Source organism: Rhodococcus sp. WB9, from assembly GCF_007558985.1.
Lineage (GTDB): Bacteria > Actinomycetota > Actinomycetes > Mycobacteriales > Mycobacteriaceae > Rhodococcus_F > Rhodococcus_F opacus.
On the sequence record NZ_CP041769.1, the window covers coordinates 1,324,968 to 1,351,624 of the forward strand.

General features: G+C 69.2%; 9 protein-coding genes. 6 read left to right on the forward strand and 3 right to left on the reverse strand.

The window, feature by feature from the left end:
* Positions 1-47: 47 nt before the first annotated feature.
* Positions 48-1,058: an NAD-dependent epimerase/dehydratase family protein gene (locus FND50_RS06385; RefSeq protein WP_144285170.1), complete on the forward strand. Its 1,011-nt coding sequence runs from the start codon at positions 48-50 to the stop codon at positions 1,056-1,058.
* Here the strand turns inward: FND50_RS06385 and FND50_RS06390 are convergent.
* Both FND50_RS06390 and FND50_RS35990 read right to left on the reverse strand, forming a co-directional pair.
* Positions 1,028-2,581 carry a trehalose-6-phosphate synthase gene (locus FND50_RS06390; RefSeq protein ID WP_260850925.1) on the reverse strand — a complete coding sequence of 518 codons (1,554 nt, stop codon included), beginning with the start codon at positions 2,579-2,581 and terminating at the stop codon, positions 1,028-1,030. The genes FND50_RS06385 and FND50_RS06390 overlap by 31 nt on opposite strands.
* Positions 2,582-2,608: 27 nt before the next feature.
* Complete coding sequence (locus FND50_RS35990) at positions 2,609-2,779, reverse strand: hypothetical protein (protein WP_186301244.1); 171 nt, start codon at positions 2,777-2,779, stop codon at positions 2,609-2,611.
* 167 nt (positions 2,780-2,946) lie between these two features.
* Here FND50_RS35990 and FND50_RS06395 point away from each other — a divergent pair, with 167 nt between their 5' ends.
* Complete coding sequence (locus tag FND50_RS06395; protein ID WP_144285171.1) at positions 2,947-4,650, forward strand: ABC transporter ATP-binding protein; 1,704 nt, start codon at positions 2,947-2,949, stop codon at positions 4,648-4,650.
* Positions 4,647-6,395 carry an ABC transporter ATP-binding protein gene (locus FND50_RS06400; RefSeq protein ID WP_144285172.1) on the forward strand — a complete coding sequence of 583 codons (1,749 nt, stop codon included), beginning with the start codon at positions 4,647-4,649 and terminating at the stop codon, positions 6,393-6,395. Before FND50_RS06395 ends, FND50_RS06400 begins: the two co-directional genes overlap by 4 nt.
* 58 nt (positions 6,396-6,453) lie before the next feature.
* Here FND50_RS06400 and FND50_RS06405 read toward each other — a convergent pair whose 3' ends face one another.
* On the reverse strand, positions 6,454-7,389 hold the full coding sequence (locus tag FND50_RS06405; protein ID WP_144285173.1) for a methionyl-tRNA formyltransferase: 936 nt from the start codon (positions 7,387-7,389) through the stop codon (positions 6,454-6,456).
* 110 nt (positions 7,390-7,499) lie between these two features.
* Here FND50_RS06405 and FND50_RS06410 point away from each other — a divergent pair, with 110 nt between their 5' ends.
* The 3 genes from FND50_RS06410 (at position 7,500) to FND50_RS06420 (ending at position 26,581) form a co-directional block, all read left to right on the forward strand.
* On the forward strand, positions 7,500-8,303 hold the full coding sequence (locus FND50_RS06410; protein ID WP_144285174.1) for an alpha/beta fold hydrolase: 804 nt from the start codon (positions 7,500-7,502) through the stop codon (positions 8,301-8,303).
* A gap of 45 nt (positions 8,304-8,348) precedes the next feature.
* Positions 8,349-9,548, forward strand: coding sequence for a sensor domain-containing diguanylate cyclase (locus FND50_RS06415; RefSeq protein WP_144285175.1), 1,200 nt, complete (start codon positions 8,349-8,351; stop codon positions 9,546-9,548).
* A 290-nt stretch (positions 9,549-9,838) separates the two neighbouring features.
* On the forward strand, positions 9,839-26,581 hold the full coding sequence (locus tag FND50_RS06420; RefSeq protein ID WP_144285176.1) for a non-ribosomal peptide synthetase: 16,743 nt from the start codon (positions 9,839-9,841) through the stop codon (positions 26,579-26,581).
* Positions 26,582-26,657 lie beyond the last annotated feature (76 nt).

The window sequence follows — 26,657 nt, forward strand, 5'->3', positions numbered from 1 at the left end:
ACGCACGACGTTGCGTGGCGGGGCCACAACCGAACGGGGAGTCGTCGATGAAGGTTGCAGTAACCGGCGCCGCGGGATTCGTGGGCAACAATCTGCTGAATCTGTTGGTCGAGGCGGGGCGCGAGGTGACCGCAATCGACCGCGTGCGTTCCCGGTACGCACCCGAATACGGGGTCACGTGGGTGAACGCCGACGTACTCGACGTCGAATCCATGAAGCGGGCGCTGGACGGCGCCGAGGTGGTCTACCACCTGGTCGCGATGATCACCCTCGCCCAGAAGGACGATCTGGCCTGGACCGTCAACACCAAGGGCGTCCGGACCGTCGCCGAAGCCGCTCTCGCAGTGGGTGTTCGGCGGATGGTGCATTGCAGTTCCGTGCACTCCTTCGATCAGAGCAGTTGCGGCGGGACGCTCGACGAGAACTCGCCCCGGTCCGTCGACGCGTCGATCCCGGTGTACGACAGGTCGAAATGGGCGGGCGAGATCGAACTCCGCGAGGTGGTCGAGGCCGGGCTCGACGCGGTGATCTGCAATCCCACCGGGGTGTACGGGCCCGTCGACTACGGACTGTCGCGGGTGAACGCGTTGCTGCGCAACGCCGCTCGCGGCCGCGTTCCCGCGGCGGTGCAGGGCGGTTTCGACTTCGTCGACGTCCGCGACGTCGCCGCCGGGCTGATCGCCGCCGGGAAGAAGGGCCGGACCGGTGAGAATTACCTGATCTCGGGGCACATGCTCGGCATGCACGATGCCGTGAGGAGGGCTGCGCGTGCGGCGGGTCGTCGGGGGCCGCTGTACTCGTTCCCACTCAGCGTCATCGAACGCGTGCTGCCGGTCGCCGAACCCATCGGGACCCGGTTCGGCTCCGACGTACTGTCGCGGTCGGCGATGGCGGCGCTGCTCGCGGCGCCCGTCATCGACGGCACCAAGGCGCGGTCCGAGCTCGGCTACGTTCCGCGTCCCGCCGACGAGACGATCCGCGACTTCGTCGCCTTCCTGGTGACGTCCGGTCAGCTGAGCCGGGGCGGTCAGTTCTCCCCGGTCGCGTCCTCGTTGTAGTCGGACTCGGAAGCCTCGGCGGGAGCGATCAGTGCCGGGCCGGCGGCGCCGCCGTGAGCGAGGGCGTCGAGGAAGGACCTGGCCCACCGGTCGACGTCGTGTGCGAGGACCTGCCTGCGCAGGGCCCGCATGTGGCGTCGGCCGTCCTCCTTCGGCTGGTTCAGGGCCTGCTCCATCGCGTCCTTGACGCTGTCGAGATCGTGCGGATTGCACAGGAACGCCTGACGGAGTTCGGCGGCCGCGCCGGTGAACTCGCTGAGCAGCAGCGCACCGCCGAGATCACTGCGGCACGCCACGTACTCCTTGGCGACGAGGTTCATGCCGTCACGCAGCGGAGTCACCAGCATCACGTCGGCGGCGACGAAGAACGCGATCAGCTCCTCGCGGGGGATCGGCCGGTGCAGGTAGTGCACCACCGGCCGGCCGACCTCGCTGTACTCGCCGTTGATCCGCGACACCTTGCGTTCGATGTCGTCGCGCATCTGCACGTAGCTGTCGACCCGCTCGCGGCTCGGCGTCGCCAGCTGCACCATCACCGTGTCGGCGGGATCGATGCGCTGCTCGTCGAGCAGTTCGTGCAGCGCGGCGAGGCGGACGTCGATGCCCTTCGTGTAATCGAGGCGGTCGACGCCGAGCATGATGTGCTTGGGATTGCCCAGTTCCTTGCGGATCTTCTTGGCGCGGTCCCGGATCGACTTGGACCGGGACTGTTCGTCCAGCTGGCCCGAATCGATGGAGATCGGGAACGCGCCGACGCGAACCGTGCGGAACCCCACCTGCACGACGCCCAGCTTGGAGCGGACGCCCACGTTGCCGCGGGAGGTCTGCTGACCGGCGAGTTTGCGGGCCAGGTACAGGAAGTTCTGGGCACCGCCCGGGAGGTGGAACCCGATCAGGTCGGCGCCGAGCAGACCCTCGATGATCTCGGTGCGCCACGGCATCTGCATGAACAGTTCCACCGGCGGGAACGGAATGTGCAGAAAGAACCCGATGGTGAGGTCGGGGCGGAGCATGCGCAGCATCTTCGGAACGAGTTGCAGCTGATAGTCCTGGATCCACACCGTGGCGCCGTGTGCGGCCGCCTTCGACGTGGCCTCCGCGAAACGCCGGTTGACCTCGACGTACGCGTTCCACCAGTCGCGGTTGTACTCGGGCTTGACGATGACGTCGTGGTAGAGCGGCCAGAGGGTGGCGTTGGAGAAGCCCTCGTAGTAGTCGGCGATCTCCGCGGCGCTCAGCGGAACGGGGTAGAGCTCGAGGTCGTCCTCGACGACGGGATCGAGTTCGGCGTCCGCGACCCCCGCCCAGCCGACCCATGCGCCCTTGTTGCGGCGCAGGATCGGCTCGAGCGCGGTGACGAGGCCACCGGGGCTGCGCTTCCAGCGTGTGGTGCCGTCCGGAAGGCGTTCGAGGTCGACGGGGAGTCGGTTCGCGACGACGACGAAGTCGGCTTGCCCGGACACAGGATCAGAAGTCGAGCGTGATGACGATGCTGACGATTCCGAACTGGCAGCCACGGGCATCCTTCGCAGTCGAAGTGGATGAAATTCTCAGTCGAGCTTGGTGGGTCCGATTCCGAGCATGGAGAGCAGCATCCTGCACTCGTCGGCATCTTCGGCGTATGCAGCGACAACGCGCTGCGCCTGGCGGGCGGTCTCGTCGGCTAGGGGTTCGAGATCCTCGTCCGCGATGTCGTTTTCGGCGGTCGTCTTCGCGGCCATCTTTGTCCTCTCGGGCTTGCTGCTGCGTCACGCGCAGTAGTTCGTATCGGCGACTCTATGAGAACCGGGCATGTCAACGCTAGTTGCCCATCGATTAGTGTTCATCTAGTTAGGGTCTGCTTACTTTGTTGGTGGGTGGGGAAGCGTCGGCGTTGGGAGTTACGCGCGTGAAGACTGGTGGCACCGCAATACTGCGTCGCACGCTGGTACGGAATCGTGTTCGGCTGGGGATCGGCACCGTGCTCGTCTGCCTGCATCAGGTGGCGGAGACGCTGGTCCCGATCTCGATCGGCGTGATCGTCGACCGGGCCGTCGCGACCGGGGACGTGTTCGCTCTCGCGGTGTGGCTGTGCGCCCTGGCGCTGCTGTTCCTGGTGCTCACCGCGGCGTGGCGTTTCGGTGCCCGGTTCATCGTCGTGGCGATGCAGAACGAGGCGCACCAGCTGCGGATGGAGGTGGCGCACCGCATCCTCGACCCACGGGGAGTGCGCACCGACCTGCGTGCCGGTGAGCTGCTGTCCGTGTCGACGTCGGACGCCGACCGCGCGGCCTGGATCGCGGACATCACACCACGGGCCGCGGCGGCCCTCACCGCGGCGATCGGATCCGCCGTCGCCCTCCTGCTGATTGACGTGCCCCTCGGACTCGCCGTTCTGATCGGCACCCCCGTCATCCTCGGTCTCCTCCAGCTCGCGGCGCCGCTGATCACCCGCCGGGCCACCGATCAGCAGGCCGCCGTCGCGCGGGCCTCGGCCATGGCCACCGACCTCGTCAGCGGGCTCCGCCCCCTGCGCGGGATCGGCGCCGAGGTGTCGGCGTCGCGGCGATACCGGACGGCCAGCCGCGAGGCGCTCGGCGCCACCCTGCACACGGCGAAGAGTTCCGCCGTGTTCGCCGGGGTGTCGATGACCGTCAGCGCCCTCCTCGCCGTCGGTGTCGCGGGTGTCGCAGGCTGGTTCGCCCTCGAGGGGCGCATCACCATCGGTGAGCTGATCACCGTCGTCGGACTGTCCCAGTTCTTCATCGAACCGCTCGGCGTCCTGGCCGGTCTGCCCGGGTTCCTCGCTCTCGCCCGCGCGTCGGCGGACCGCCTCGCCCTGGTCCTCGATGCGGAACCTCTGCTGCCCGCCGGGTCGGGCCGGACACTCGACGGCAGCGAGCTCAGCCTGACCGGGGTGTCCTACCGGTCCCTGAACGCGGTGGACCTCCGGGTCACTCCCGGCGAACTGCTCGGCATCGTCGCGTACCGCCCGCAGGACGCGGAGGCGCTGGCCGCGCTGCTGTCCGGGCAGGTTCCGCCCGACCGGTACGACGGCGAACTGACGGTGGGCGGAGTGCAGCTGTCGGACGCGGATCTCGCGCAGGCCCGCCGGGCGCTGCTCGTCGAACCGCACAACGGCGACCTGTTCTCCGGAACCGTCGCGTCGAACGTGACCGCAGGCAGGTCCGGCGCGACGACGTCCGAGGTGCAGGCGGCGCTGACCGCGTCCGCGGCGGTGGACGTCGTCGAAGCACACCCCGAGGGACTCGACCACGAGGTCGCCGACCGCGGGTCCTCGCTGTCGGGGGGTCAGCGGCAGCGGGTCGCCCTCGCACGTGCACTGGTGGCGCAGTCGCCGGTGATGGTGCTGCACGATCCGACGACCGCCGTGGACGCGGTCACCGAACACACGATCGCGGGCGGCATCGCGGACCTGCGGCATCGCGCCTCCGCCGGCAGCCAGACGACGATCCTCATCACGAGCAGCCCCGCGCTGCTGTCCGTGACCGACCGCGTCGTCGTCCTCGACGACGGAACGGTGGTCGGCGAGGGCACACACTCGCAATTGGCGACCGAGAACGCGAACTACCGTCAGGCGGTCTTGCGATGAGTGAACTGCTGCCCATCGCGAACGCCCGCGACACGTGGGCGTGGCTGAAGTCCGAACTGGGACACCGCCGCGGCCGGAGCGTCGTCACCATGCTGGTCGCCGCCGTCGCGGCGGGCATGGCGTTGGTTCCCGTCTACGTCTTCGGCGTCCTCGTCGACCGGGTGCAGGACGGTGCGCCGCCGTCCACCATCGGGTGGGTGGTCGCGGTGATCGCGTCCGCCGCGGTGATCGGCGGCGTGTGTGCCGGGTTCGCGTCGTTCCTGATCCGCAGCCTCGGCGAGGGAATCCTGGCGGATCTGCGCGAACGCACCGTCGACCGGGCGCTCCGGCTGCCGATCCAGACGGTCGAACGCGTCGGCAAGGGCGACCTGTTGTCGCGGGTCGGCGACGACGTCGCGGTGATCGGCAAGGCCGTCACCGACGTGGTCCCCAACCTCGTCACGGCGATCCTACTGGTGGTGCTCAGCATGGTCACGATGCTCGGTATCGACTGGCGGCTCGGGCTCGCAGGCATGGTGGCGCTGCCGGTGTACGCGCTGGCGATGCGCTGGTACCTGCCGCGGTCCGCGCCGGTGTACGCCGCAGAGCGTGTCGCGATGGGGGAGCGTTCGCAGGCCCTGATCAGCAGCATGCAGGGCGCCCGGACGGTGCGCGCCTACGGTCTGGAAGACAGCCATCTGGCGCAGATCAACGGTGCGTCGGAGAAGGCCCGCGGCCTGTCCGTCGGCGTCTTCGCACTGTTCACCCGGTTCGCGGGGCGCGGCAACCGGGCCGAGTTCGTGGGGCTCGCCACCATCCTCGCCGCCGGATTCGCGCTGGTGAACGCGGACATCGTCACCGTCGGGCAGACCACCACCGCGGCACTGCTCTTCCACCGGTTGTTCAATCCGATCGGCATGCTGATGTACACGTTCGACGAGGTGCAGTCGGCGGGTGCGAGCCTGGCACGGCTCGTCGGCGTCGGCGACCTCGACGACGAGTCGAGCACCGGGAGTGCCGCCGTCCGGGAGTCCGCGGATTCGACGCTCGAACTCACCGACGTCCGGCACACCTACGACGGCAGCCACGAAGTGGTGCACGGCATCGGTCTGCACGTGCAGTCCGGGGAACGCGTTGCCCTCGTCGGGTCGACCGGAGCAGGCAAGACGACGGTCGCGGCGATCGCGGCCGGCTCGATCGTCCCGACTTCCGGCTCGGTGCGCATCGGCGGCACCGCGCTGCCGGACCTGGAGCCGGGTGGTCTCCGCCGCCGGGTCGCCATCGTCAGCCAGGAAGTCCACGTGTTCGCCGGACCGCTGATCGACGACCTTCGGCTCGCCGCACCCGACGCCTCCGAGGAGGACGCGGCGATGGCACTGAAAGCCGTCGGCGCCGACGGCTGGGTGAACGCATTGGACGACGGCGTCCAGACCGTGGTCGGGGAGGGCGGCCACGAGCTGACCGCCGCCCAGGCGCAGCAATTGGCTCTGGCGCGACTCGTTCTCGCGAACCCGGCGGTCGCGATCCTGGACGAGGCGACGGCCGAAGCAGGCAGCGCGGGTGCGCGGGAACTCGAGGCGTCGGCCGAGGCGGCGACCCGTGGTCGCACGACGCTGGTGGTGGCCCACCGGTTGACGCAGGCGGCCGCCGCCGATCGGGTCGTCGTCCTCGAACACGGCCGGATCGTCGAGCAGGGTCCGCACGCCGATCTCGTCGCGGCCGGCGGCCGATACGCCGAACTCTGGTCGGCGTGGGAGGGTCGGTAGGGCGTTCCGCCCCGTGCGCCTTTTTGGTAGCCCCCGCTACCAGAAAGGCGCACGGGCGTCAGCTGAGGTAGCCGCCGCCGTGGGGGAAGAAGTCGGTTCCGGCGAGTTCGGTGCCGTCGTCGAGCCGGACGCGCTGGATCTTGAGGCCCTTGTTCCGGCCCGTGCGAGCGTCGGGTCCGGCGACGATGACCATTCCGTCGCCTTCGTGGATGAAGACACGCCCGGGCGTTCCACCGTAATTTCCTTCGGACACGGCGGCCTTCAGAACCCGGACACGCTGTCCCTTGTAATGGGTGAAGGCGTTCGGGTATGGGTCGGACTGCGCGCGGACGAGCCGTTCGATCGCGTCGGCGGACCACGTCCAGTCGATGAGGCTGTCCTCGGGGGCACGCTTGTGGAAGAACGTGGCCTGCGAGCGGTCCTGCGGCGTCCAGTCCGTGCGACCGGACGTGATCAGCTCGAGTGCGTCGAGGGTGATCGGGCCGATCATGTCGACGGTGCGGTGGAACAGATCGGTGACGGTGTCCGACGGCCCGACGGGCGTCGACCTCTGCAAAACGATGTCGCCGGCGTCGAGTTCCTCGTCCATCAGGTGCGCGGTGAGGCCTACTTCTTCTTCACCGTTGATGAGCGCCCAGATGAGCGGGGAGAATCCTGTGTACTTGGGCAGGAGCGAGTCGTGGATGTTGAGGGTGCCGTAGCGGGGAGAGTCGAAGACGTCCCGTGGCAGCCAGGTGCGCCAGTTGTTGGCGACGACGATGTCGGGGTCGGCCTGCTTCAGCGCGGCCTTGAAGTTTTCGTCCGGCTTGGTGGCGATGTGCACGGGCACCCCGTGCTCGGTGGCCAGGTCGGCGACGGAGTCCGCCCACATCTGTTCGTAGACGTGGTCGCTCTTGGGGTGGGTGATCGCGAGGACGACCTCATGGTCGGACTGGAGCAGGGCCTGCAGGGTACGGTGACCCCAGGTTTGATATCCGAGTGTGGCGACTCTCAACGCGGTCCTCCTGGACGAGCTTGTCGGTCAGCGCCGCATGCGAGCGGCAGCGAAGCCAGCTTAGGCTATCCAATCTAATTCGGTGAGACCGCCCATGGAAGGAAGGCAACATGACGATCGCCACGATCAACGGGATCCCCCTGAATTACCAGGTCAAGGGATCCGGCGATTTAGTGGTGCTCATCATGGGAACCGGAAGTCCGGGACGGGTGTGGGATCTGCATCAGACCCCTGCGCTCATCGAGGCCGGCTACCGCGTCTGCACGTTCGACAACCGGGGCATCGCGCCGTCCGGTGAGAGCCTCGGCGGGATCACCATGGACGATCTCGTCGCCGACACCGCGGGACTGATCGAGCACCTCGGCGGCGGACCGGCGCGTGTCGTCGGCACCTCGATGGGTGCCCGTGTCGCGCAGGAACTGGCCCTGACCCGGCCCGACCTCGTGCACAAGGCGGCGTTCCTCGCCGGTCACGCCCGCATGGACTACTTCCAGCAGACCCTCACCGAAGGCGAGCGCGCCCTGCACGACAGTGGTGTCGAACTCCCGGCCAAGTACCGGGCCGCGGTGACTGCCGTGATGAATCTGTCGCCCGCCTCGCTCGTCGACCCGCACACGGCCCGCGACTGGCTCGACCTGTTCGAGTTCAGCGGCGGCCGGACGTCGGACGGCGTGCGCGCGCAGATGGAGATGGACCGCAGCTTCGATCGCAGGCAGGCCTACCGGGCGATCACGACGTCGTGCCTGTCCATCGGTTTCGCCGACGACAGGATGATTCCGCCGTATCTGTCGCGTGAGGTGGCCGAGGCCATCCCGTCTGCTCGGTACTACGAGATCCCCGACGTGGGGCACTACGGCTACCTCGAACAGCCCGAAGTGGTGAACAAGGTGCTGCTCGAGTTCCTCGCCAACTGACAGTTCCGAGCGGTTGGGGGCGATCACGGTGACGGCGAGGTTCTGATGGCGTTGGGTATTCCGCGTCTCGGGGTGGGCATCGTCCGGTACGACATCGTGAACGGGTCCTTATGGTGGGATGAGAAGGCCGCCGCCATCTTCGAGGACGACGGTTCCCGGCCACCGCTCGAATGGTGGCGGGAGCGGGTCCATTCCGAAGACATCGGAACGGTGCGCCGCATGTTCGGTGACACCGCCGGGTCCGTCGGCGCGGAGTGTGTGTTCCGCATCGTGCTGGCAGATCGGTCGACCCGGTACATCCTCACCCGCAGCATCGACGTCACCACCGATGCGTCCGGTGCCCCTGTCGAGCTGACGGGAGTGGTCATCGAACTCGGGCACGTTGCCGGCCGGGACGCGCAGCTCGCGTCGTTGCTCGATCGGGTGGGCTTGGGGTTCTTGGCGCTCGACGGGGACCTTCGGATCATCTACGTCAACTCCGGCTGCCTGCGGCATGTGCGGCGGTCGCGGGACGAACTACTCGGCCGTGTCGTCACCGAGGTACTTCCCGAAACGCGCGGCAGCTACTTCGACGCGCTGTGCCGCAAGGTCCTCGCCACCGGCCGGGAGCAGCAGACCCGGGTGGACTCGCTGTACTCGCCCGGTATGACGATCGAGGTGACCGCGGCGGCCGATTCCGGCGCACTGGTCGTGCATTTCCGGAATGTCACCGCGGAAGTCACCGCCCAACAGCAGGCGGCTGAGGCACACGCCCTTCTTCTGCACGAGGCCACGCACGACAGTCTCACCGGACTGCTCAATCGCGCCGCCATCACCGAGCACCTGCAGCGCCTGTTCGAGCCCGGTGCGGGGCCTGCGGTCGCGTTGTTCCTCGACGTCGACGGGTTCAAGGACGTCAACGACACCCGGGGGCATCGCGTCGGTGATCGCATCCTGCAGGGGGTGTCCGAGCATTTGCGCCACGCGATGCGCGCTCCGTCCGCGGTCGGCAGGCTCGGCGGCGACGAGTTCGTCGCCATCCTGCCCGACAACGACGAACTCGACGTCGACGACGTGGTCACCCGGATGCTTGCGTCGATCACGACGCCGATCGACGTCGGCGACGAACTCCTCGTCGTGACGATCAGCGTGGGGATGGCGCGCAGCACGTCGGCTCTCACGGTCGACGAACTGCTCCATCATGCGGACACCGCCCTCTACGCAGCGAAGCGTCGAGGTGGGAACACCGCGGTCTGGCACCAGTAGGTTGCTGGGCGGCTGCCCCTGGGTGTCGACGCCGCCGCTCGTGTGCCAACGCCGCGAACGAGCGGTATGTTTACACGGCCGAACTCGACGCCGGGACCGCTTCGGTGCGGTAAAAGCTGTCGGCGGTGCGAGGGACACGCGTTCGTGGTGATTGAACACGAATTACCGCTGTGATAACCCGCGCCTGTCAACTTGCCGGCAACCGGCTTGTTGCTAGTGGGTAGCCTAACCTAAACTCCTTCGGGTGCCCGTCGTTGGACGGGCGCTCTCGACGGACGATCGGATCACCCATGTCTCCGGACCACTCGGCGGCTGCTCGCCCACAGCGCACTTCGGCTGAGGGCACTTCTCACTCGGCTCGCGTCAGTTCGACGTCTGTCGCGTTGCCGGTGACGGCCGCGCAGTCCGAGGTGTGGGTCGGGCAGCAGTTGAACCCGGGCAGCCCGGTCTACAACCTCTCGCTCGTCGTCGAGGTCGCGGGCCGGATCGACCTGGACCGTACCTCCGCGGCGATCCGGAAGACCGTCGAACGAGCCGAAGCCCTGCACGTGCGTTTCGAGCGAGGCGCCGACACCGAACTGCTGCAGGTGCCGACGGCTCCGGGCCAGTGGACCCTCGATGTCGTGGACCTGCGCGGCGACGAGGATCCCGAAGCGAGTGCGCGCGCGTGGATGGATCGCGACATGGAGACCGTGGTCGACATCGACTGCGGCGAACCGTTGTTCCGGCACGCCCTGCTGCGCACCGGGGACGAGTCGGTGATCTGGTATCAGCGCTACCACCACAGCCTCATCGACGGATACGGCATCACCCTCCTCGTGGCCGACGTCGTCGATCGATACGAGCACCCGGAACTCGAGACGTCCACGGCGCCGTGGCCCCTCGACACTCTCGTGACGTCCGACCGCGACTACCGTGCGTCGGCGCGCTTCGAGTCCGACCGCGACTTCTGGATCCAGCAGGTGATCGACGCCCCGGAGCCGCCTCGGCTGCTCCCGCAGGTCGTCGACCACTCCGGGTCGCCGATCTCCGCCCTCGTCGAGATCGACGGGGACGACGCCGACGCGATCTACACCTTCGCCTCCGACGCCGGGATCAGGCGCACCCGGCTGCCGCTCGCCGCGGTCGTGGCGTACATCCACCGGTTCACCGGCCGCCGCGACCTCACCTTGTCGCTGCCGATGACGGCGCGGGTCGGACGCGAGCTGCGCCGCATCCCGGGTATGTGCTCGACGATCCTGCCGCTCCGGGTGCAGGTGGATCCCGAGATGACCGTGGGCGAACTCGCCACCCGCATCGACACGACGCTGATCTCGGTGCTGCGGCACGGGCGCTATCGCGGCGAGGACCTCGCCCGCGATCTGCGGTCGATCGATCCGGACCGTCAGATCTTCGGTCCCGGAATCAATTCCATGATGTTCGAGCACTCGCTGACGTTCGGCGGTTTCCCGGCGTGGGTGCGGGGTTCGGCCACCGGACCGGTCCGCGACCTCGATTTCTCCATCCGCGGTGGGCAGGATTCGGAGCCCATCCAGATCGACCTCCGGGCCCCGGCCGGTCTCGGCGCCGAGCTCGAGGCGCATCGCCGCAGGCTCGAGCACTTCGTCGGGCAGTTCGTCGCCGACCCGTCGCAGCCCATCGCGTCGCTCGATCCGATGACCGAGGCCGAGCGCAGGCAGTTGCTGGTGGAGTTCAACGACACGGCGTCCCCACAGGAATCGGTGACTGTTCCCGACCTGTTCCATGCTCAGGTGTCGCGGACACCGGATGCCGAGGCCCTGATCGCCGGCGACATCCGGCTCACCTACCGGGAACTCGGGGAACGCGTGGCGCAGCTGTCCCACCACCTGCGCGCCCGCGGTGTCGAGGCGGAAACAGCGGTGGCGGTGGGTCTTCCGAGGTCGGCAGAGATGGTGATCGGGCTGCTCGCCGTCATGTGCTCGGGTGGGGCGTTCGTGCCCCTCGACCCGTCGTGGCCGGAGGACCGCCGGACCTCGGTCCTCGCGGACGCCGGGGCGGCGCTCGTTCTCACCGGACCCGGCGGAGTCACCGACGCGGGGGAGCGGGCCGTGCCGGTCGACCTCGCGGCGTGGGCGCACGCCGACCAGTCCACCGAGCCGCCCGCAGTGACCGTGCAGGGTTCGCGGCTGGCGTATGTCATCTTCACGTCGGGTTCGACGGGCAGGCCCAAGGGCGCCATGATCCGTCACGAGGCCGTCTGCGCGCGGCTGCTGTGGCAACGCGACCAGATCCTGGGCTTCGGACCCTCGGACGCGTCGCTGTTCAAGGCGCCACTGTCGTTCGACATCTCCGTGAACGAGATCCTGCTGCCCCTGGTGGCGGGTGGCCGGCTGGTGGTGGCCGAACCCGGTGGGGAACGGGACCCGCAGTATCTGCTGGACCTGATCGCCGGCGAGTCGGTGACGTTCGTCTATCTCGTGTCGTCGATGCTGGACGTGCTACTCGATTTGTCACGGGGTACGGATCGGCTGGCGGCGCTGAAGCATGTGTGGTGCGGCGGTGAGGTTCTCACTCCGCGCCTGTTCGAAAGGTTCCGATCGCAGCTCGCCATCACGCTGTACCACGGCTACGGCCCCGCGGAGGCGACGATCGGGGTGTCGCACGTGATCTATCGGGAGGACTCCGAGCGGATCGCGACGTCGATCGGCCGTCCGAACCCCAACACGCAGCTGTATGTGCTGGACGAACACCTGAACCCGGTGCCGCTCGGCACCGGCGGTGAGCTGTACGCCGGCGGATTCCTTCTCGGCCGCGGTTACGTGGACGCTCCGGGGCTCACGGCGTCCCGCTTCGTCGCCAACCCGTTCGCTAACGACGGCTCCCGGTTGTATCGAACAGGTGACCTCGCGCGGTGGGCGCCGGACGGGTCCCTCGACTTCCTCGGCCGCGCGGACAATCAGGTGAAGATCCGGGGCATGCGACTCGAACTCGAGGACGTCGAGGTGGGCATCGTGTCCCATCCCGACGTCCGGCACAGTGCGGTCGTCGTGCGGGAGACGCCCTCGGGGGCAAAGTATCTCGCGGCCTACGTGGTGCCGAAGCAGGATACGGTACCGGACGTCGCCGAACTGCGGGTCTGGGCGTCGTCGAAGCTGCCGGAGTACATGGTGCCGTCGGCGTTCGTCGTCCTCGATCGGTTCCCGCTCACCCCCAACGGAAAATTGGACCGGCGTGCACTACCCGAGCCGGACCTCGGCGCGGCCGGCGAGAACGTCGCGCCCCGCACCGCCGCCGAGGAAACCCTGTGTGCGCTGATGGCGGGTGTTCTCGGGGTGAAGTCGGTGGGTGTCACCGACGACTTCTTCGCGTTGGGTGGCGACAGCATCGTCGCGATCCAGCTGGTCAACCACGCTCGGCGGGAAGGTCTTTCGATCAGCCCGCGGGAGATCTTCCAGCTCCGTACCGCCGAGGCGCTCGCCCGGGTCCAGGACGGCCGGACCGCGGCCGCCGTGGACTCCGACGACGTCGCAATCGGTGACGTCCGCAGCACCCCGATCGTCGCCCGCACCGCTGAGCGGGGCGGCGAGATCGCCGCGTTCCACCAGTCGGTGCTCGTGCGGATTCCCGCCGCCCTCGACGAGCACGCCGCGACTGCGGCGCTCGCCGCGGTTCTCGCGCGGCACGACGCCCTGCGCGCGACCCTCGTCCGCGGTGACCGCTGGATGCTGTCCGTGCCGGAACCGTCCCCGGCGGTGGTCGACGGAATCCTGCGGGTGGTCGAATTCGACGGCAGCGCGGACCAACTCGACATCGAGACACGGGCGGCTGTCGGAAGGCTCGACCCGGATGCGGGCACGATGGTGCAGGCCGTCCTCTTCGTCGCGTCCGACGGTCCCGGCCGGTTGCTGCTGATCGGACACCACCTGGTGGTCGACGGGGTGTCCTGGCGCATCATCCTCGAAGACCTCGCCCGCGCGGGATCAGCGGTGGCGGCGGGCGGCGTTCCCGAACTCGCTCCGGTCGGAACGTCGCTGCGCCGCTGGTCCGAGCTGCTCGACGAGCAGACGCGGTCGGGTGCCTTCGACCACGAACTGTCCTTCTGGGCGGACGCGGCGACCACGGAAGACCCGCTCCTCGGGTCGCGTGCGCTCGATCCCGCCCTCGACCTCGCCGGCGACGCCGAAACCCTCACGGTGACATTGCCTCCGGAGTTCACCCGGCCGCTGCTCTCCACCGTGCCCGCAGCGTTCCACGGCCACGTCAACGACGCGCTCCTCACCGGGGCCGCGGTGGCGCTGCAGAGGTGGCGAGACGGAGAGCCGGGCCCCGTGCTCCTCGATCTCGAGGGGCACGGACGCGAGGAAGACCTCGTTCGCCGCAGCGACGGACCCGCCCTCGACCTCTCCCGGACCGTCGGCTGGTTCACCACCGTCTACCCGGTGGTGCTCGACCCCGGCGCAGCGGCGGACGAGGCGGGAATCGCCGACGCGCTGAAGGCGGTGAAGGAGCAGTTGCGCCGCATCCCGGATTCCGGGTTCGGCTACGGCGCGCTGCGCTACCTCGGTGTCCCGAAGCCGGAACTCGCGAACGCGCCGACCCCGCAGGTGCTGTTCAACTATCTCGGTCGGGTGACGTCCGCGGAGGGCGTCGACTGGCTGCCCCGAGCGATGGGCGGCGCGGACGATCCGCGGATGCCCCTCGGACACGCCTTGGCGTTCGACGTGATCGCCGAGGACGGCGCCGACGGCCCAGTCCTGCGCACGACATTGACGTGGGCGCCCGGTGTGCTCACCCGTGACGCCGTCCTCGCGCTCGCCGACGAGTGGACCGCGGTGTTGCGGGTGCTGGCCGGAGTCGACCGTCTCGGCGGTCGCACGCCGTCGGACTTCCCACTGGTGTCGCTGACACAGCCGGACGTGGACGCGCTGGCGGGGGCGGCCGACGTACTTCCGTTGACACCGCTGCAGGAGGGCATCTACTTCCAGTCGGCATTCGAGGACACGGGCACGGACCCGTACGTGGTGCAGCAGGTGATCGAACTGACCGGGCCCGTCGACGCGGCGGCGTTGCACCGTGGGCTGCAGGCGGTCGTCGACCGGCACGCTGCCCTCCGCGTCGGAGTGCGGGCGCTCTCGGACGGCAGGGTCGTGCAGGTGGTCGGCGAGAACGTCCAGGTGCCGATGGAGGTGCTCGATCTGACCGGCGTCGCGGATCCGGAGCAGCGCGTGGAACAGGTGCTGGCGGCAGATCGGGCCCGGGGCTTCGACTTCGGTCGCGGCCCCCTGCTGCGCTACACGCTCGCGCAGGTGAAACACCAAAAGTTTCTTCTGCTGCAGTCGATTCACCACATCGTCGCCGACGGGTGGTCGGTGCCGGTGATGCTGCGGGAATTGATGGCCCTCTACAGCGTCGAGGGGAAGCCGCTGGCGCTGCCGACGCCCACGCCGTACCGGAGCTACCTCGAATGGCTGGATGCGCGCGACCGTCGGGCCTCGCTCGCCGTGTGGCGGGAGGCGCTCGCCGATGCCCCCGAACCGGTGGAACTTCCGAAGCCGTCGTCGAAGGGAGAGTCCGGGATACACAGTGTCCGGGCGACACTGCCGTCGGACGCCACCGTCGCGCTGTCCGCGGTGGGCCGGGCCCGCGGATTGACGCTCAGCACGCTCGTGCACGGCACGTGGGGTCTGGTCCTCGGTCGCCTCACCGGCCGGGAGGACGTGGTGTTCGGTTCGACGGTGTCGGGCCGCGGCGGCGACCTGCCCGGTATCGAGACCATGGTGGGCCTGTTCATCAACACCGTGCCCACCCGGCTGCGATACCGGCCGACCGACACGGTGGCCGAGACCCTCGCCCGGTGGCAGCAGGAGCAGTCGACGCTGCTCGACCACCAGTACCTGGGCCTGCCCGAGCTGCGCCGGGAAGCGGGACTGCAGGACCTGTTCGAGACGCTCGTCGTGTTCGAGAACTATCCGCTCGGCGACGGCGCGGTGGCGGATCCCACCGGTGCGGTGCAGTTGACCGGCATCCGGTTCGACGAGCACCCGCCGTACCCGATGACGCTGATCGTCGTGCCCGGTGACGCGCTGACGCTCGAGCTGAAATACGACGCCGCCCGCATCGATGCGGCGACCGCGACCCGATTCGCGGAGTCGACGGTGGCGTATCTCGCGGAGCTGATCCGGGACGTCGACCAGAACGTGTCTTCCGTCGTGCTGGCGTCGCGTGAGCCGATCGACGCGGCACTGCGCGACGTCGAGGCGGAGTTCCCCGAGACGACGGTGACGGCGCTGCTCGAGGAGCAGGCCGCCCGGACACCCGACGCGGTGGCCGTCGTGTTCGAGGACGAACACCTCACCTACGCCGAACTGCACGCGCGCGCGAACCGCCTCGCCCGGCTGCTCGTCGACCGCGGGGTGACACCCGAGTCGAAGGTGGCGGTGGCACTGCCCCGTTCGCTGGAACTGATGGTCGCGCTCCTCGCGGTCGGGAAGGCGGGCGGCGCCTACGTTCCACTCGACACCGGTTACCCCGCCGACCGGCTGGCGTTCATGCTGGAGGACGCGGAACCGGTGTGCGTCCTCACCGACGGCACCGTGCCGTTCTCCGGGTCCGATGTTCCGCAGGTCCGGGTGTCGGACGCCGACCGGTACGCACCCGAGCCGCTGACCGGTGTCGCGCTCGTGCCCCAGCACCCCGCCTACGTGATCTACACGTCGGGCTCGACGGGACGGCCCAAGGGGGTCGTCGTGCCGCACGCCGGCATCGTCAACCGTCTGTTGTGGGTTCAGCGGTTCCGTCCGATCACCGCTACGGACAACGTGTTCCAGAAGACGCCGTCCAGCTTCGACGTGTCGGTGCTGGAGTTCTTCGGACCGCTCCTCGCCGGGGCGACCCTCGTACTGGCGCGGCCGGACGGCCACAAGGACCCGGCGTACCTCGCCGACGTCATCGTCCGGCAGTCGATCACGCGTGTGCATTTCGTGCCCTCGATGCTCGAGGTGTTCCTCGCCGAGCCCGCCGCAGCCCGGTGCACCGAGCTGCGGATCATCTCGTGCAGTGGCGAGGCGCTTCCCGTGGCATCCGCGCGGCGCGTCGCCGAACTCCTGCCGGGAGTGGAACTCGACAACCTCTACGGTCCGACCGAGGCGTCGGTGGACGTCAGCTACGCCGCGTCGGTGCAGGGAATCGACGCGTCCGCACCGTCCGTGCCGATCGGCCTCCCCACGTCCAACACCGGTCTCTACGTGCTCGATCGGTACCTGCAGCCGGTGCCCGCGGGCGCGGCCGGTGAGCTGTATCTGTCGGGGCCACAGCTGGCCCGAGGCTACCTGGGCAGGCCCGGGTTGAGCGCCGAGCGCTTCGTCGCCGACCCGTTCTCCCACACCGGGTCCCGCATGTACCGCACCGGTGACGTCGCCCGGGTCAACGCCGACGGTGCGGTCGAATACCTCGGCCGGGTCGACGATCAGGTGAAGTTGCGCGGCTTCCGCATCGAACTGGGCGAGATCGAAGCCCAGATGGCCGCCTGCCCCGGAGTGCGGCAGGCTGCCGCCGTCGTGCGCTCGGACCGGCCCGGTCAGCAGCAACTGGTCGGGTACGTCGTCGGGGACGCCGACGTCGACGACGTCCGTGCGCGCCTGACTGCGGCCCTGCCGGAGTTCATGGTGCCCGTCACGTTCGTGACCGTGCCCGAGTTCCCCGTCGGCCCCAGCGGGAAGCTGGACCGCACAGCCCTTCCCGTGCCGGACTTCTCCGCGCAGGCGACGTCCGCGCCGGTCGTGGACAGCGGACCGGCGGGGGTGCTGGCCGCCCACTACGCCGAGGTTCTCGGTCTCGGGACCGTCGGGGTGGACGACGACTTCTTCGCGCTCGGCGGCGACAGCATCCTCGCCATCCGCCTGGTGAATCTCGCTCGCCGGGAGGGAATCACCGTCACCCCGCGGCAGATCTTCGAACAGCGGACGCCGGCCGCGCTCGCGCGGCTGGTCGCGGCCACCGTCGTCGCGTCGGCCCCGCGCGTGGAGGAGTCGGGCACCGGTGTCCTGCCGCCGCTGCCGGTGGTCCATCGGCTGTCCGAATGGAGTGGCGGAAAGAACCGCTTCAACCAGGCCGTTCTGCTCCACACACCGGCGGGAACCAGCACCACCGTCCTGACGGCCGCCCTGCACTCGGTGATCGGTCACCACGACGGCCTGCGGCAGAAGCTCACCCGGCACGCGCCGGGTGTGTGGTCGCTCGAGATCACCGAATCCGCCGACCTGGAACTGCGTCGTGTCGACGTCACCGGACTCGACGCCGCCGCGCTGCGCGAAACCGTCGCAGCAGAATCCGACGCCGCCACCGATCGGCTCGACCCCGACGACGGCACCATGCTGTCGGCGGTGTGGTTCGACGCCGGCCCGCAGGAGCTGGGCAGGCTCCTCCTCGTCGCACACCATCTGGTGATCGACGGGGTGTCGTGGCGGACGCTGATCGAGGACCTCGCCATGGCGTGGGTGGCGGCCGACAGCGGCCAGGACGCCGCGCTCGACCCGGTGCCCACGTCGCTGCGCGGATTCGCCCGCATCGTCACCGAGCAGGCGCAGGACCCCGCCCGGCTCGCCGAACTCGACCACTGGCTGCGCGTCACCGAACCCGGTGCCGACCTGGTGGCCGGCACCGACGGGCACGCGGTCGTGAGCAGCGGCGCACGGCGGACGGTCCTCCTGGACCCGCAACTCACGACAGCGTTGCTGACCACCGTTCCCGCCGTGGTCGGCGCCGAGGTCACCGATGTGTTGCTCGCAGCGCTACGACTGTCGGCGGACCGGTGGTTCGCCGGCCGTGGACGCGAGAACGACCTGCTGGTGGACCTCGAGCGGCACGGCCGCGAAGAACTCGCCGAGGGTGTGGACCTCTCCCGGACCGTCGGCTGGATCACCAACGTCACCCCCGTCCGGCTGCGCAGCCGGACGGGCGCACTCGAGACGCTCGGGGACGTCAAGGAGCAGCTGCGCGGCGCCCCCGACGGCGGTATCGGCTACGGCATGCTGCGGTACGTCAACGCGCGCACCGCGGGTCTTCTGGCGGCACGGGCGGAATCGCAGGTGCTGTTCAACTACCTGGGCCGCATGTCGCACGCGGTGCCCGGACCCTGGACGCCCGCGATCGAATCCGACTCTCTGGCAACCGATCCCGATGCCGATCTCGGTGGCCCGTACCGGCTGGTGATCAACGCCCTGTGCGAGGAGTCCGAGCGGGGCACCCAACTGCAGGCCGTCTTCGCCTGGTCGGACGCCGACCTGAGCGAGGCCGACGTCGTCGCGTTGAGCGACGGCTGGGTGTCCGCGCTTCGTGAACTGGCGGACGCCGCAGGAGAGCACGACGGACCGGCGATACTCACACCGTCCGACCTTCCCCTCGTGACGCTGACGCAGGAGGAGATCGACCGTATCGTCGAGGCGAGCCCGAGTGGGGTCGACACGGTGCTGCCGCTGTCGCCGTTGCAGGAGGGCCTCTACTTCCAGGCCGGGTTCGACTCCGGCGCCGACATCTACACGGCACAGTTCTCACTCGACTTCGCGCACCGCCTCGACACCGACAGGCTCGCCGCCGCGCTGCGCACACTGCAGCGACGCAATCCCACGCTGCGAGCGGGGTTCATCAGTGCAGGGCTGCCTGCGCCGGTGCAGTTCTTCGGCGCCGGCCTGGACGTGCCCGTCGCCGAGTTCGACCTCCGGGAACTCGACGAGCCCGAACGCGCGTCCTACGCCGAACAACTGACCGCGCAGGACCGGCTGACCCCGTTCGACCTCACCTCCCCGCCGCTGTGGCGGGCAATGGTGCTGCGGCTCGGCGACTCCCACGACCGACTGGTGATCAACCGGCAGTTCCTGCTGTGGGACGGATGGTCCAACGGCCTCGTCGTCAGTCAGCTGCTCGCCCTCTACGAATCGAGTGGCGACGACTCCGGGTTCGGTGCCCCCGAGGGCACGTTCGAGGACTATCTGCGGTGGCTGGCCGCGCAGGATGCGGACGCCGCACAGTCGGCGTGGACCGAGGCGCTCCGCGGACTCGACGAAGCGACCCTCCTCGCCGCGACGGTGCCGGGGGAGCCGCAGCCACCGCAGCGCCGCGACGCCGTGCTGTCCGAGGAGCTGAGCGAACGGCTCCGTGCCGGTGCCCGCGGTGCCGGTGTCACGTTCAACGCGGTGCTGAACGCCGCGCTGGCCGTCGTGCTCGGAATCGAGACCGGACGCCGGGACCTGGTGTTCGGCACCACCGTGGCTGGACGCCCACCGGAGGTCCCGGGCATCGACGCGGTGGCGGGAATGTTCCTCAACACCGTCCCCGTCCGGACGACGCTGCGCGCCGGCGAGACCGTCGCCGACCTGCTCCGGCGAATCCAGTCGGAGAGGTTGGCGCTGACCCCGTACGACTACCTCGGGCTCGCCTCCATCCAGCGGGTCTCCGAGCACCGGCAGCTGTTCGACGTGCTGTACGTGCTGCAGAACTTCGTGGACGAGAAGCAGGTGGCGGCGCTCGATGCGGCGCACGACATCAGCGGCGGCGACAGCATCGATCACACGCACTACCCGGTCACGGTCGTCGTGACGCCGGGCGCGAGCGTGAAGGTGAAGTTCGAGTTCCACCCCGAGAAGATCTCGGAGTCGCGGGTCGAACGTATGCTGTCGCGGTACCTGACCGTGCTCGAGGAGTGGTCCACCGACCTGTCGGGTGTGGTCGGCGGAATCGCCGGTGCCGCAACGCCCGCGCCGTTCGAACGGAAGGCTCTGCCCGACACGACTATCGCCGATCTGTTCGCCGACGCGGCCCGACTCCGACCGGACGAGACGGCCCTGGTGTTCGGGGACCGCACCGTGAGTTACGCCGAACTCGACGCCGACGTGAACCAAATGGCCCGGCTCTTGCTGGGCCGCGGCGCGGGCCCGGAGCGGATCGTCGCACTCGCGCTGCCGCGGTCGGTGGAGATGGTGGTCGCGCTGTTCGCCGTGCTGCGCACCGGATCCGCGTATCTGCCGCTCGAACTGGACCACCCCGCCGAGCGCCTCGTCGCGATGCTCGACGACGCGCGTCCGACGGTCCTGGTCACCACGTCGGACGTCGCCGGAACGCTCGCCGCTGCGACGGTCGACACGCTGGCCGTCGACACGCTGGACGTCGGCGCGGTCGCGTCCGGACCGCTGTCGGAGGCCGAACTCGGCGGATTCGCGCCCGGAACCCCCGGGCGCCTGGACCATCCGGCGTACGTCATCTACACGTCCGGGTCCACGGGCAAGCCGAAGGGCGTCGTCACCCCGTACCGCGGCCTGACCAACATGCAGTTCAACCATCGTGAGGCGATCTTCGAACCCGTCGTGACCGCTGCGGGCGGCCGGCGACTGCGCATCGCGCACACCGTGTCGTTCGCGTTCGACATGTCGTGGGAGGAACTGCTGTGGCTGGTCGAAGGCCACGAGGTCCACATCTGCGACGAGAATCTGCGGCGTGACGCCGAGGCGCTCGTGGCCTACTGCGACACCCACGCGATCGACGTCGTCAACGTGACGCCGACGTACGCCCAGCACCTCGTCGAGGAGGGTCTGCTCGACGACGGTCCGGGGCGGCACCGGCCGCCGCTGGTGCTCCTCGGCGGCGAGGCAGTACCGGATTCGGTGTGGAACCGGTTGCGCGACACGGACGGAACGGTCGGGTACAACCTGTACGGTCCCACCGAGTACACGATCAACACCCTCGGCGCGGGTACCGCCGACAGCGCGACACCCACCGTCGGCACCCCGATCTGGAATACGTCCGCCTACGTGCTGGACGCCTGGTTGCGTCCGGTCCCGGACGGCGTTCCCGGTGAGCTGTACATCTCCGGGGTCGGGTTGGCGCGCGGCTACCTCGACCGGTTCGCGCTGACGGCGGAGCGGTTCGTCGCCGACCCGTTCCGGGAATCCGTACGTATGTATCGGACGGGCGATCTCGTCCGGAGACGTGAGGACGGGAATCTCGACTTCCTCGGCCGCACGGACGACCAAGTGAAGATCCGCGGTCACCGGGTGGAACTCGGCGAAATCGCGTCCGCGCTCGAAGCTCTGGACGACGTGCGTCAGGCTGCCGTCGTCGTCGATTCGGGCCCGGGTGGCTTCAAGCGGCTCGTCGGCTACGCCGTCGTGAGTACTTGTCAACCGCGGGACGTTGAAAAGTACTCACAGGCGCTGCGCGCAACGTTGCCGGACTACATGGTGCCCGCCGCGGTCATCGAGGTCGACAGCCTGCCGATGACGGTCAACGGCAAGCTCGACGTCAAGGCTCTGCCGTCGGCGGACGACGTGCTCGGCCGCAGCGGCGGCGCGCGCACGGAACCGCGCACCGACACCGAACGGGTGCTGTCCGCCTTGTTCGGGGAGATCCTCGGCGTCCCCGCCTCCGGGGTCGACGACGACTTCTTCGACCTCGGCGGTCACTCGCTGCTGGCCACCAGGCTGATCAGCAGGGCACGGGCCGCACTCGACACCGACCTCACCATGCGCGACCTGTTCGAGGCACCGACGGTCGCCGAACTCGCCGCCCGGATCGGCGACGACACCGGTTCGACACGTCCGGTGCTGGTGGCCCGGCCACGGCCCGAGCATCTACCGCTCTCCGCTGCGCAACAACGCCTCTGGCTCCTCCAGCAGATGGAAGGCGCCTCGGTTCGGGATGGGGCGGGCCCCGCCGTCGCGTACAACTTCCCGATCGTCCTGCGACTGCAGGCTGCACTGGACCCCGGGTTGTTCGAGCAGGCGCTGACCGACGTCGTGTCGCGGCACGAATCGCTGCGAACAGTCTTCGGGGAGCACGACGGTGAACCGGTGCAGGTGATCCTGGACGACGCCCGCCCCGACGTCGCGGTGGTGGACGGCACCGAGGCCGACCTGGTCCGGCTCGTCACCGAGACCATCGGCCGCCCGTTCGACCTGGCCACGGAGATCCCGGTGCGCGCGAGCCTCATCCGGGTCGCGGACGAACAGGTGCTGGCCATCGTGCTGCACCACATCGCCACCGACGAATGGTCGGACCGCCCGTTCCTGCGGGACCTGATGACGGCGTACGCCGCTCGCGCGCAGGGTTCGGCGCCGGCGTGGGAGCCGCTCGACGTGCAGTACGCCGACTACACGCTGTGGCAGCGCGACGTTCTGGGTGATCCGCAGGACCCGTCCAGCCTCGTCAGCCGTCAACTCGACTACTGGGCGACGACTCTCGACGGTGCGCCGGAGGAGTTGGTGCTCCCCACCGACCGCACCCGGCCCGCGCGGCCCAGCTTCGCCGGTGGCGCGATCGAGACGACGCTCGACGCCGCGACGACACGGGCCCTGCGTGCGCTCGCGCGGACGTCGGGAACCAGCATGTTCATGGTGCTGCACGCGGCGTCGGCGGCGTTGCTGCACCGTCTCGGTGCGGGCGACGACCTGCCGATCGGCACGCCGGTCGCCGGTCGCAGCGAACAGGGTCTCGACGACCTGATCGGATTCTTCGTCAACACCGTGGTGCTGCGGACGGACGTGTCCGGCAACCCCACGTTCGACCAGCTGCTGGCACGGGTCCGAGACACCGACCTGGCGGCGTTCTCGCATGCGGACGTCCCTTTCGAAACCGTCGTGGAGAAGGTGAATCCGGCGCGGACCCTGGCCCGGAACCCGCTGTTCCAGGTGATGGTCGGCTACCACAGCCGGACGTCCGATTCGGCGTTCGCACCCGGACTGGCCCTCGCCCCGGTGGCGTTCGAGGAACGCACCGCCAAGTTCGACCTGGTGTTCAACTTCACCGAGTACCTCGACGACGACCGGGTCGAGCTGCGCCTCGAATACGGCTCCGACCAGTTCGACCGGGCCACCGCGGAGAAGATCGCGCGCAGGCAGGTCGTGGTGCTGGACGCCCTCGCGTCGGACTCGGGTCGCACGGTCGGCGACCTCGACGTGTTCCTCGGCGACGAACGCGAACTCGTGGTGCGCGGGTTCAACGACACCGCACAGCCGGTGGCGGAGGAGACGTTCTACGAGGCATTCGCCCGCCACGTGGCCGCGACCCCGGACGCCGTGGCCGTCGTCGACGGCGACGGCGAGGGCGAGGGCGAGGTTACCTACGCGGAACTGAGTGTTCGCGCCGACCGAATCGCCGCACTGCTGCATCGCCGCGGCGTCTGCGCCGAAGACGTTGTGGGACTCGCGGTCCCGAGGTCGGCGCAGATGGTTTCGGTCGTGCTCGGGGTGCTGAAACTCGGGGCCGCATACCTTCCGCTCGACCTGAACCACCCGTCCGACCGCATCTCCTACATGCTCGCCGACTCCGCCGCGCGGGTGCTGGTGACCACGGTGGGGGAGAGCCCGCGCATCGCGGACGTCGGCAGCCTCGCTCGCGTTCTCCTCGACGACGCGTCCGTCGTCGCGGAACTCGAGACCGGCCCCGGCCCGCAGGTGCCGCAGCCCCCGCAGGGCTTGGACCACGCCGCGTACGTCATCTACACGTCGGGCTCCACCGGTAAACCCAAGGGCGCGATCCTCACTCACGACGGGATCCCCAGCCTCGTCGCGACCGCCGAACAGCGGATGAAGCTCGTCCCCGGTTCGGTGGTGATGCAGTTCGCGTCGATCGGATTCGACGTCGCGGTCTTCGAGTTGTCGATGGCACTGTGCACGGGATCCCGCCTGGTGATCGTGCCCGACGAGTCCCGCGTCGCCGGACCGGAACTCACCGACTTCATGGCCGCACACGCCGTGACGCACGCGATCATTCCGCCGTCACTGCTGGCGGCGTTGCCGTCGGGGTGTGACGTCCCCGAGGGCTGCACCGTGCTGGTGGGCACCGAGACCGTGCCGCCGGAACTGATCGGACGCTGGGCGGAACGGCTCAACCTGCTGGCCGCGTACGGCCTCACCGAGGCCACCGTCAACAACACGCTGTGGCAGGCGCAACCCGGATGGAACTCGGCCGTGCCGATCGGCATCCCCGATCCCAACGAGCAGGCGTACGTCCTCGACGACCGCCTGCAGCCGGTACCGCCGGGAGTGGCGGGCGAGTTGTACATCGCGGGACGCGGACTGGCCCGCGGCTACCTCGGCCGGCCCGACCTCACGTCGGTACGGTTCGTGCCCAGCCCCTTCGGCGACGCGGGCACCCGGATGTACCGGACCGGTGACCGGGCGCGCTGGCGGGCCGACGGCAACATCGACTTCCTCGGACGCGTCGACGACCAGGTGAAGATCCGCGGATTCCGCATCGAACTCGGCGAGATCATCGCGGCCCTCGGAAGCCATCCGGTGGTGAAGCAGTCGGCGGTCGTCGCGGACCGGTCCGGCGACATCGTCCGGCTCGTGGGCTATGTGACACCGGCCGACGGTCACGGAGCCGGGCAGATCGATCCGCAGGCGGTGCGGGAACACGCCGCCGCGCGGTTGCCCGACTACATGGTGCCGACTCTCGTGGTCGTGCTGGACGGCGATCTCCCGTTGACGCCCAACGGCAAACTCGACCGCAAGGCGCTTCCGCTGCCGGACTGGTCGGCCCTGACCGGGGACGGCGCCCCGCAGACGTCGGAGCAGAAGGAGATCGCCGCAGTGTTCGCCGACATCCTGCATCTGCCGTCGGTGGGCATCCACGACAACTTCTTCGACCTCGGCGGCAACTCCATGGCGTCGATGCGGGTGGTGGGACGGATCCGCGGGCGGTTCGCCGTCGACATCGGTATCCGGGAGGTGTTCGACAATTCCACGGTGGCCGAACTCGCCGCACTCGTCGCGGGGGCCTCGTCCACCGGCAGGCCGGTGCTGACGGCAGCGGACCCGAGACCGGAGGCGCTGCCGCTGTCCGGGCCGCAACGCCGGTTCTGGAAGCAGTTCCGGGCGGCCGGCGCCGAGGCGCGGGCCAGTCACGCATTGTCGCTGCAGCTTCGCGACACCGTCGATGTCGAGATCCTGGCGCAGGCTCTCGACGACGTCACGTCCCGGCACGAACCGCTGCGGACCGTGTACGTGGAGGCCGGGGACACCGTCATCGCGCAGGAAGCGGTGCGGCCCGCCCTCGAACTCGTCGACGTCGGGGACGGGGACGTGCACCGCACCGTCTTCGAATTGGCGCAGGAACCCCTCGATCTCACCGAGCACGCACCGCTCCGGGTGCATCTCGTGACCGGCGCCGACAGCACCCAGGTGTTGCTCCTCGCGATGCACTACATCGCCGTCGACGAGTGGTCCGTGGTGCCGTTGCTCGGTGATCTGATGGGCGCGTACGCCGCGCGCTCGCACGGCGAGGAACCTGCGTGGGAACCGCTGCCCGTCGGATACGCCGACTACGTCGTGTGGTCGCAGGCGCTCGTCGGCGATCCCGAGGACCCGGGCAGCCGTCGGTCGCGTCAGCTCGACTACTGGCGGGCGACGCTGGACGGCATGCCGTCCCGGCTCGACCTGCCCGCCCCGGCCGGGCGCGGATCGCGGACGGCGGAGATCGTGCCGGTCGAGATCGACGCGGAACTCCACAGCGCGGCCCGGAAGTTCGCGAGCGAGACGGGCACCAGCCTGTTCATGGTGTTGCAGGCCGCACTCGCCACCGTGCTGACACGGCACGGCGCGGGCACGGACATTCCGCTGGGGTCTCTCGTCGCGGGACGCACGGAGGACGCGCTGGACGCGCTGGTCGGCTGTTTCTTCAATATCGTTCTGTTGCGAACGGATACGAGCGGTGGTCCCGATCCCGTGGAGTTGCTGCGGCGTGTCCGTACCGCGAATCTCGACGCGCTGGACAACCAGGATGTGGCGTTCGCCGACGTCGTGGCGGCGGTCGGTGAGACCGCGGTGCTGCGTCCGCAGATCATGCTCGTTCATCACGAGCAGGCCAGGCTCGGTCATCTCGACGCGCTGGGTGGGTTGATGCCGGTGCCGGTGGGTGTTCCGGATTCGGACCTGACGCTGAGTTTCTACGAGCCGATCGGCGACGGACCTGTCCACGCGTATTTCTCGTTCTCCTCGGATGTGCTGGACGCCGAGACGGTTCGTGGCTGGGCGTCGGAGTTGTCGTCGCTGGTCACCGTGTGGGCGGAAGGATCCCGATGAGCGAGAGTGATCCAGATCGCAGTTCCGGGGCGGAGTTCGCCGCCGCGAGGGCCGGAAGTACTTGGTACTGTGCTGG

What these genes read in the sequence shown, in the direction of transcription:
- FND50_RS35990 (WP_186301244.1), bottom strand. Translation starts at nt 2,779, where the DNA reads ATGGCCGCGAAGACGACCGCCGAAAACGACATCGCGGACGAGGATCTC.
- FND50_RS06400 (WP_144285172.1), top strand. Translation starts at nt 4,647, where the DNA reads ATGAGTGAACTGCTGCCCATCGCGAACGCCCGCGACACGTGGGCGTGG.
- FND50_RS06390 (WP_260850925.1), bottom strand. Translation starts at nt 2,581, where the DNA reads ATGCCCGTGGCTGCCAGTTCGGAATCGTCAGCATCGTCATCACGCTCG.
- FND50_RS06410 (WP_144285174.1), top strand. Translation starts at nt 7,500, where the DNA reads ATGACGATCGCCACGATCAACGGGATCCCCCTGAATTACCAGGTCAAG.
- FND50_RS06385 (WP_144285170.1), top strand. Translation starts at nt 48, where the DNA reads ATGAAGGTTGCAGTAACCGGCGCCGCGGGATTCGTGGGCAACAATCTG.
- FND50_RS06415 (WP_144285175.1), top strand. Translation starts at nt 8,349, where the DNA reads ATGGCGTTGGGTATTCCGCGTCTCGGGGTGGGCATCGTCCGGTACGAC.
- FND50_RS06420 (WP_144285176.1), top strand. Translation starts at nt 9,839, where the DNA reads ATGTCTCCGGACCACTCGGCGGCTGCTCGCCCACAGCGCACTTCGGCT.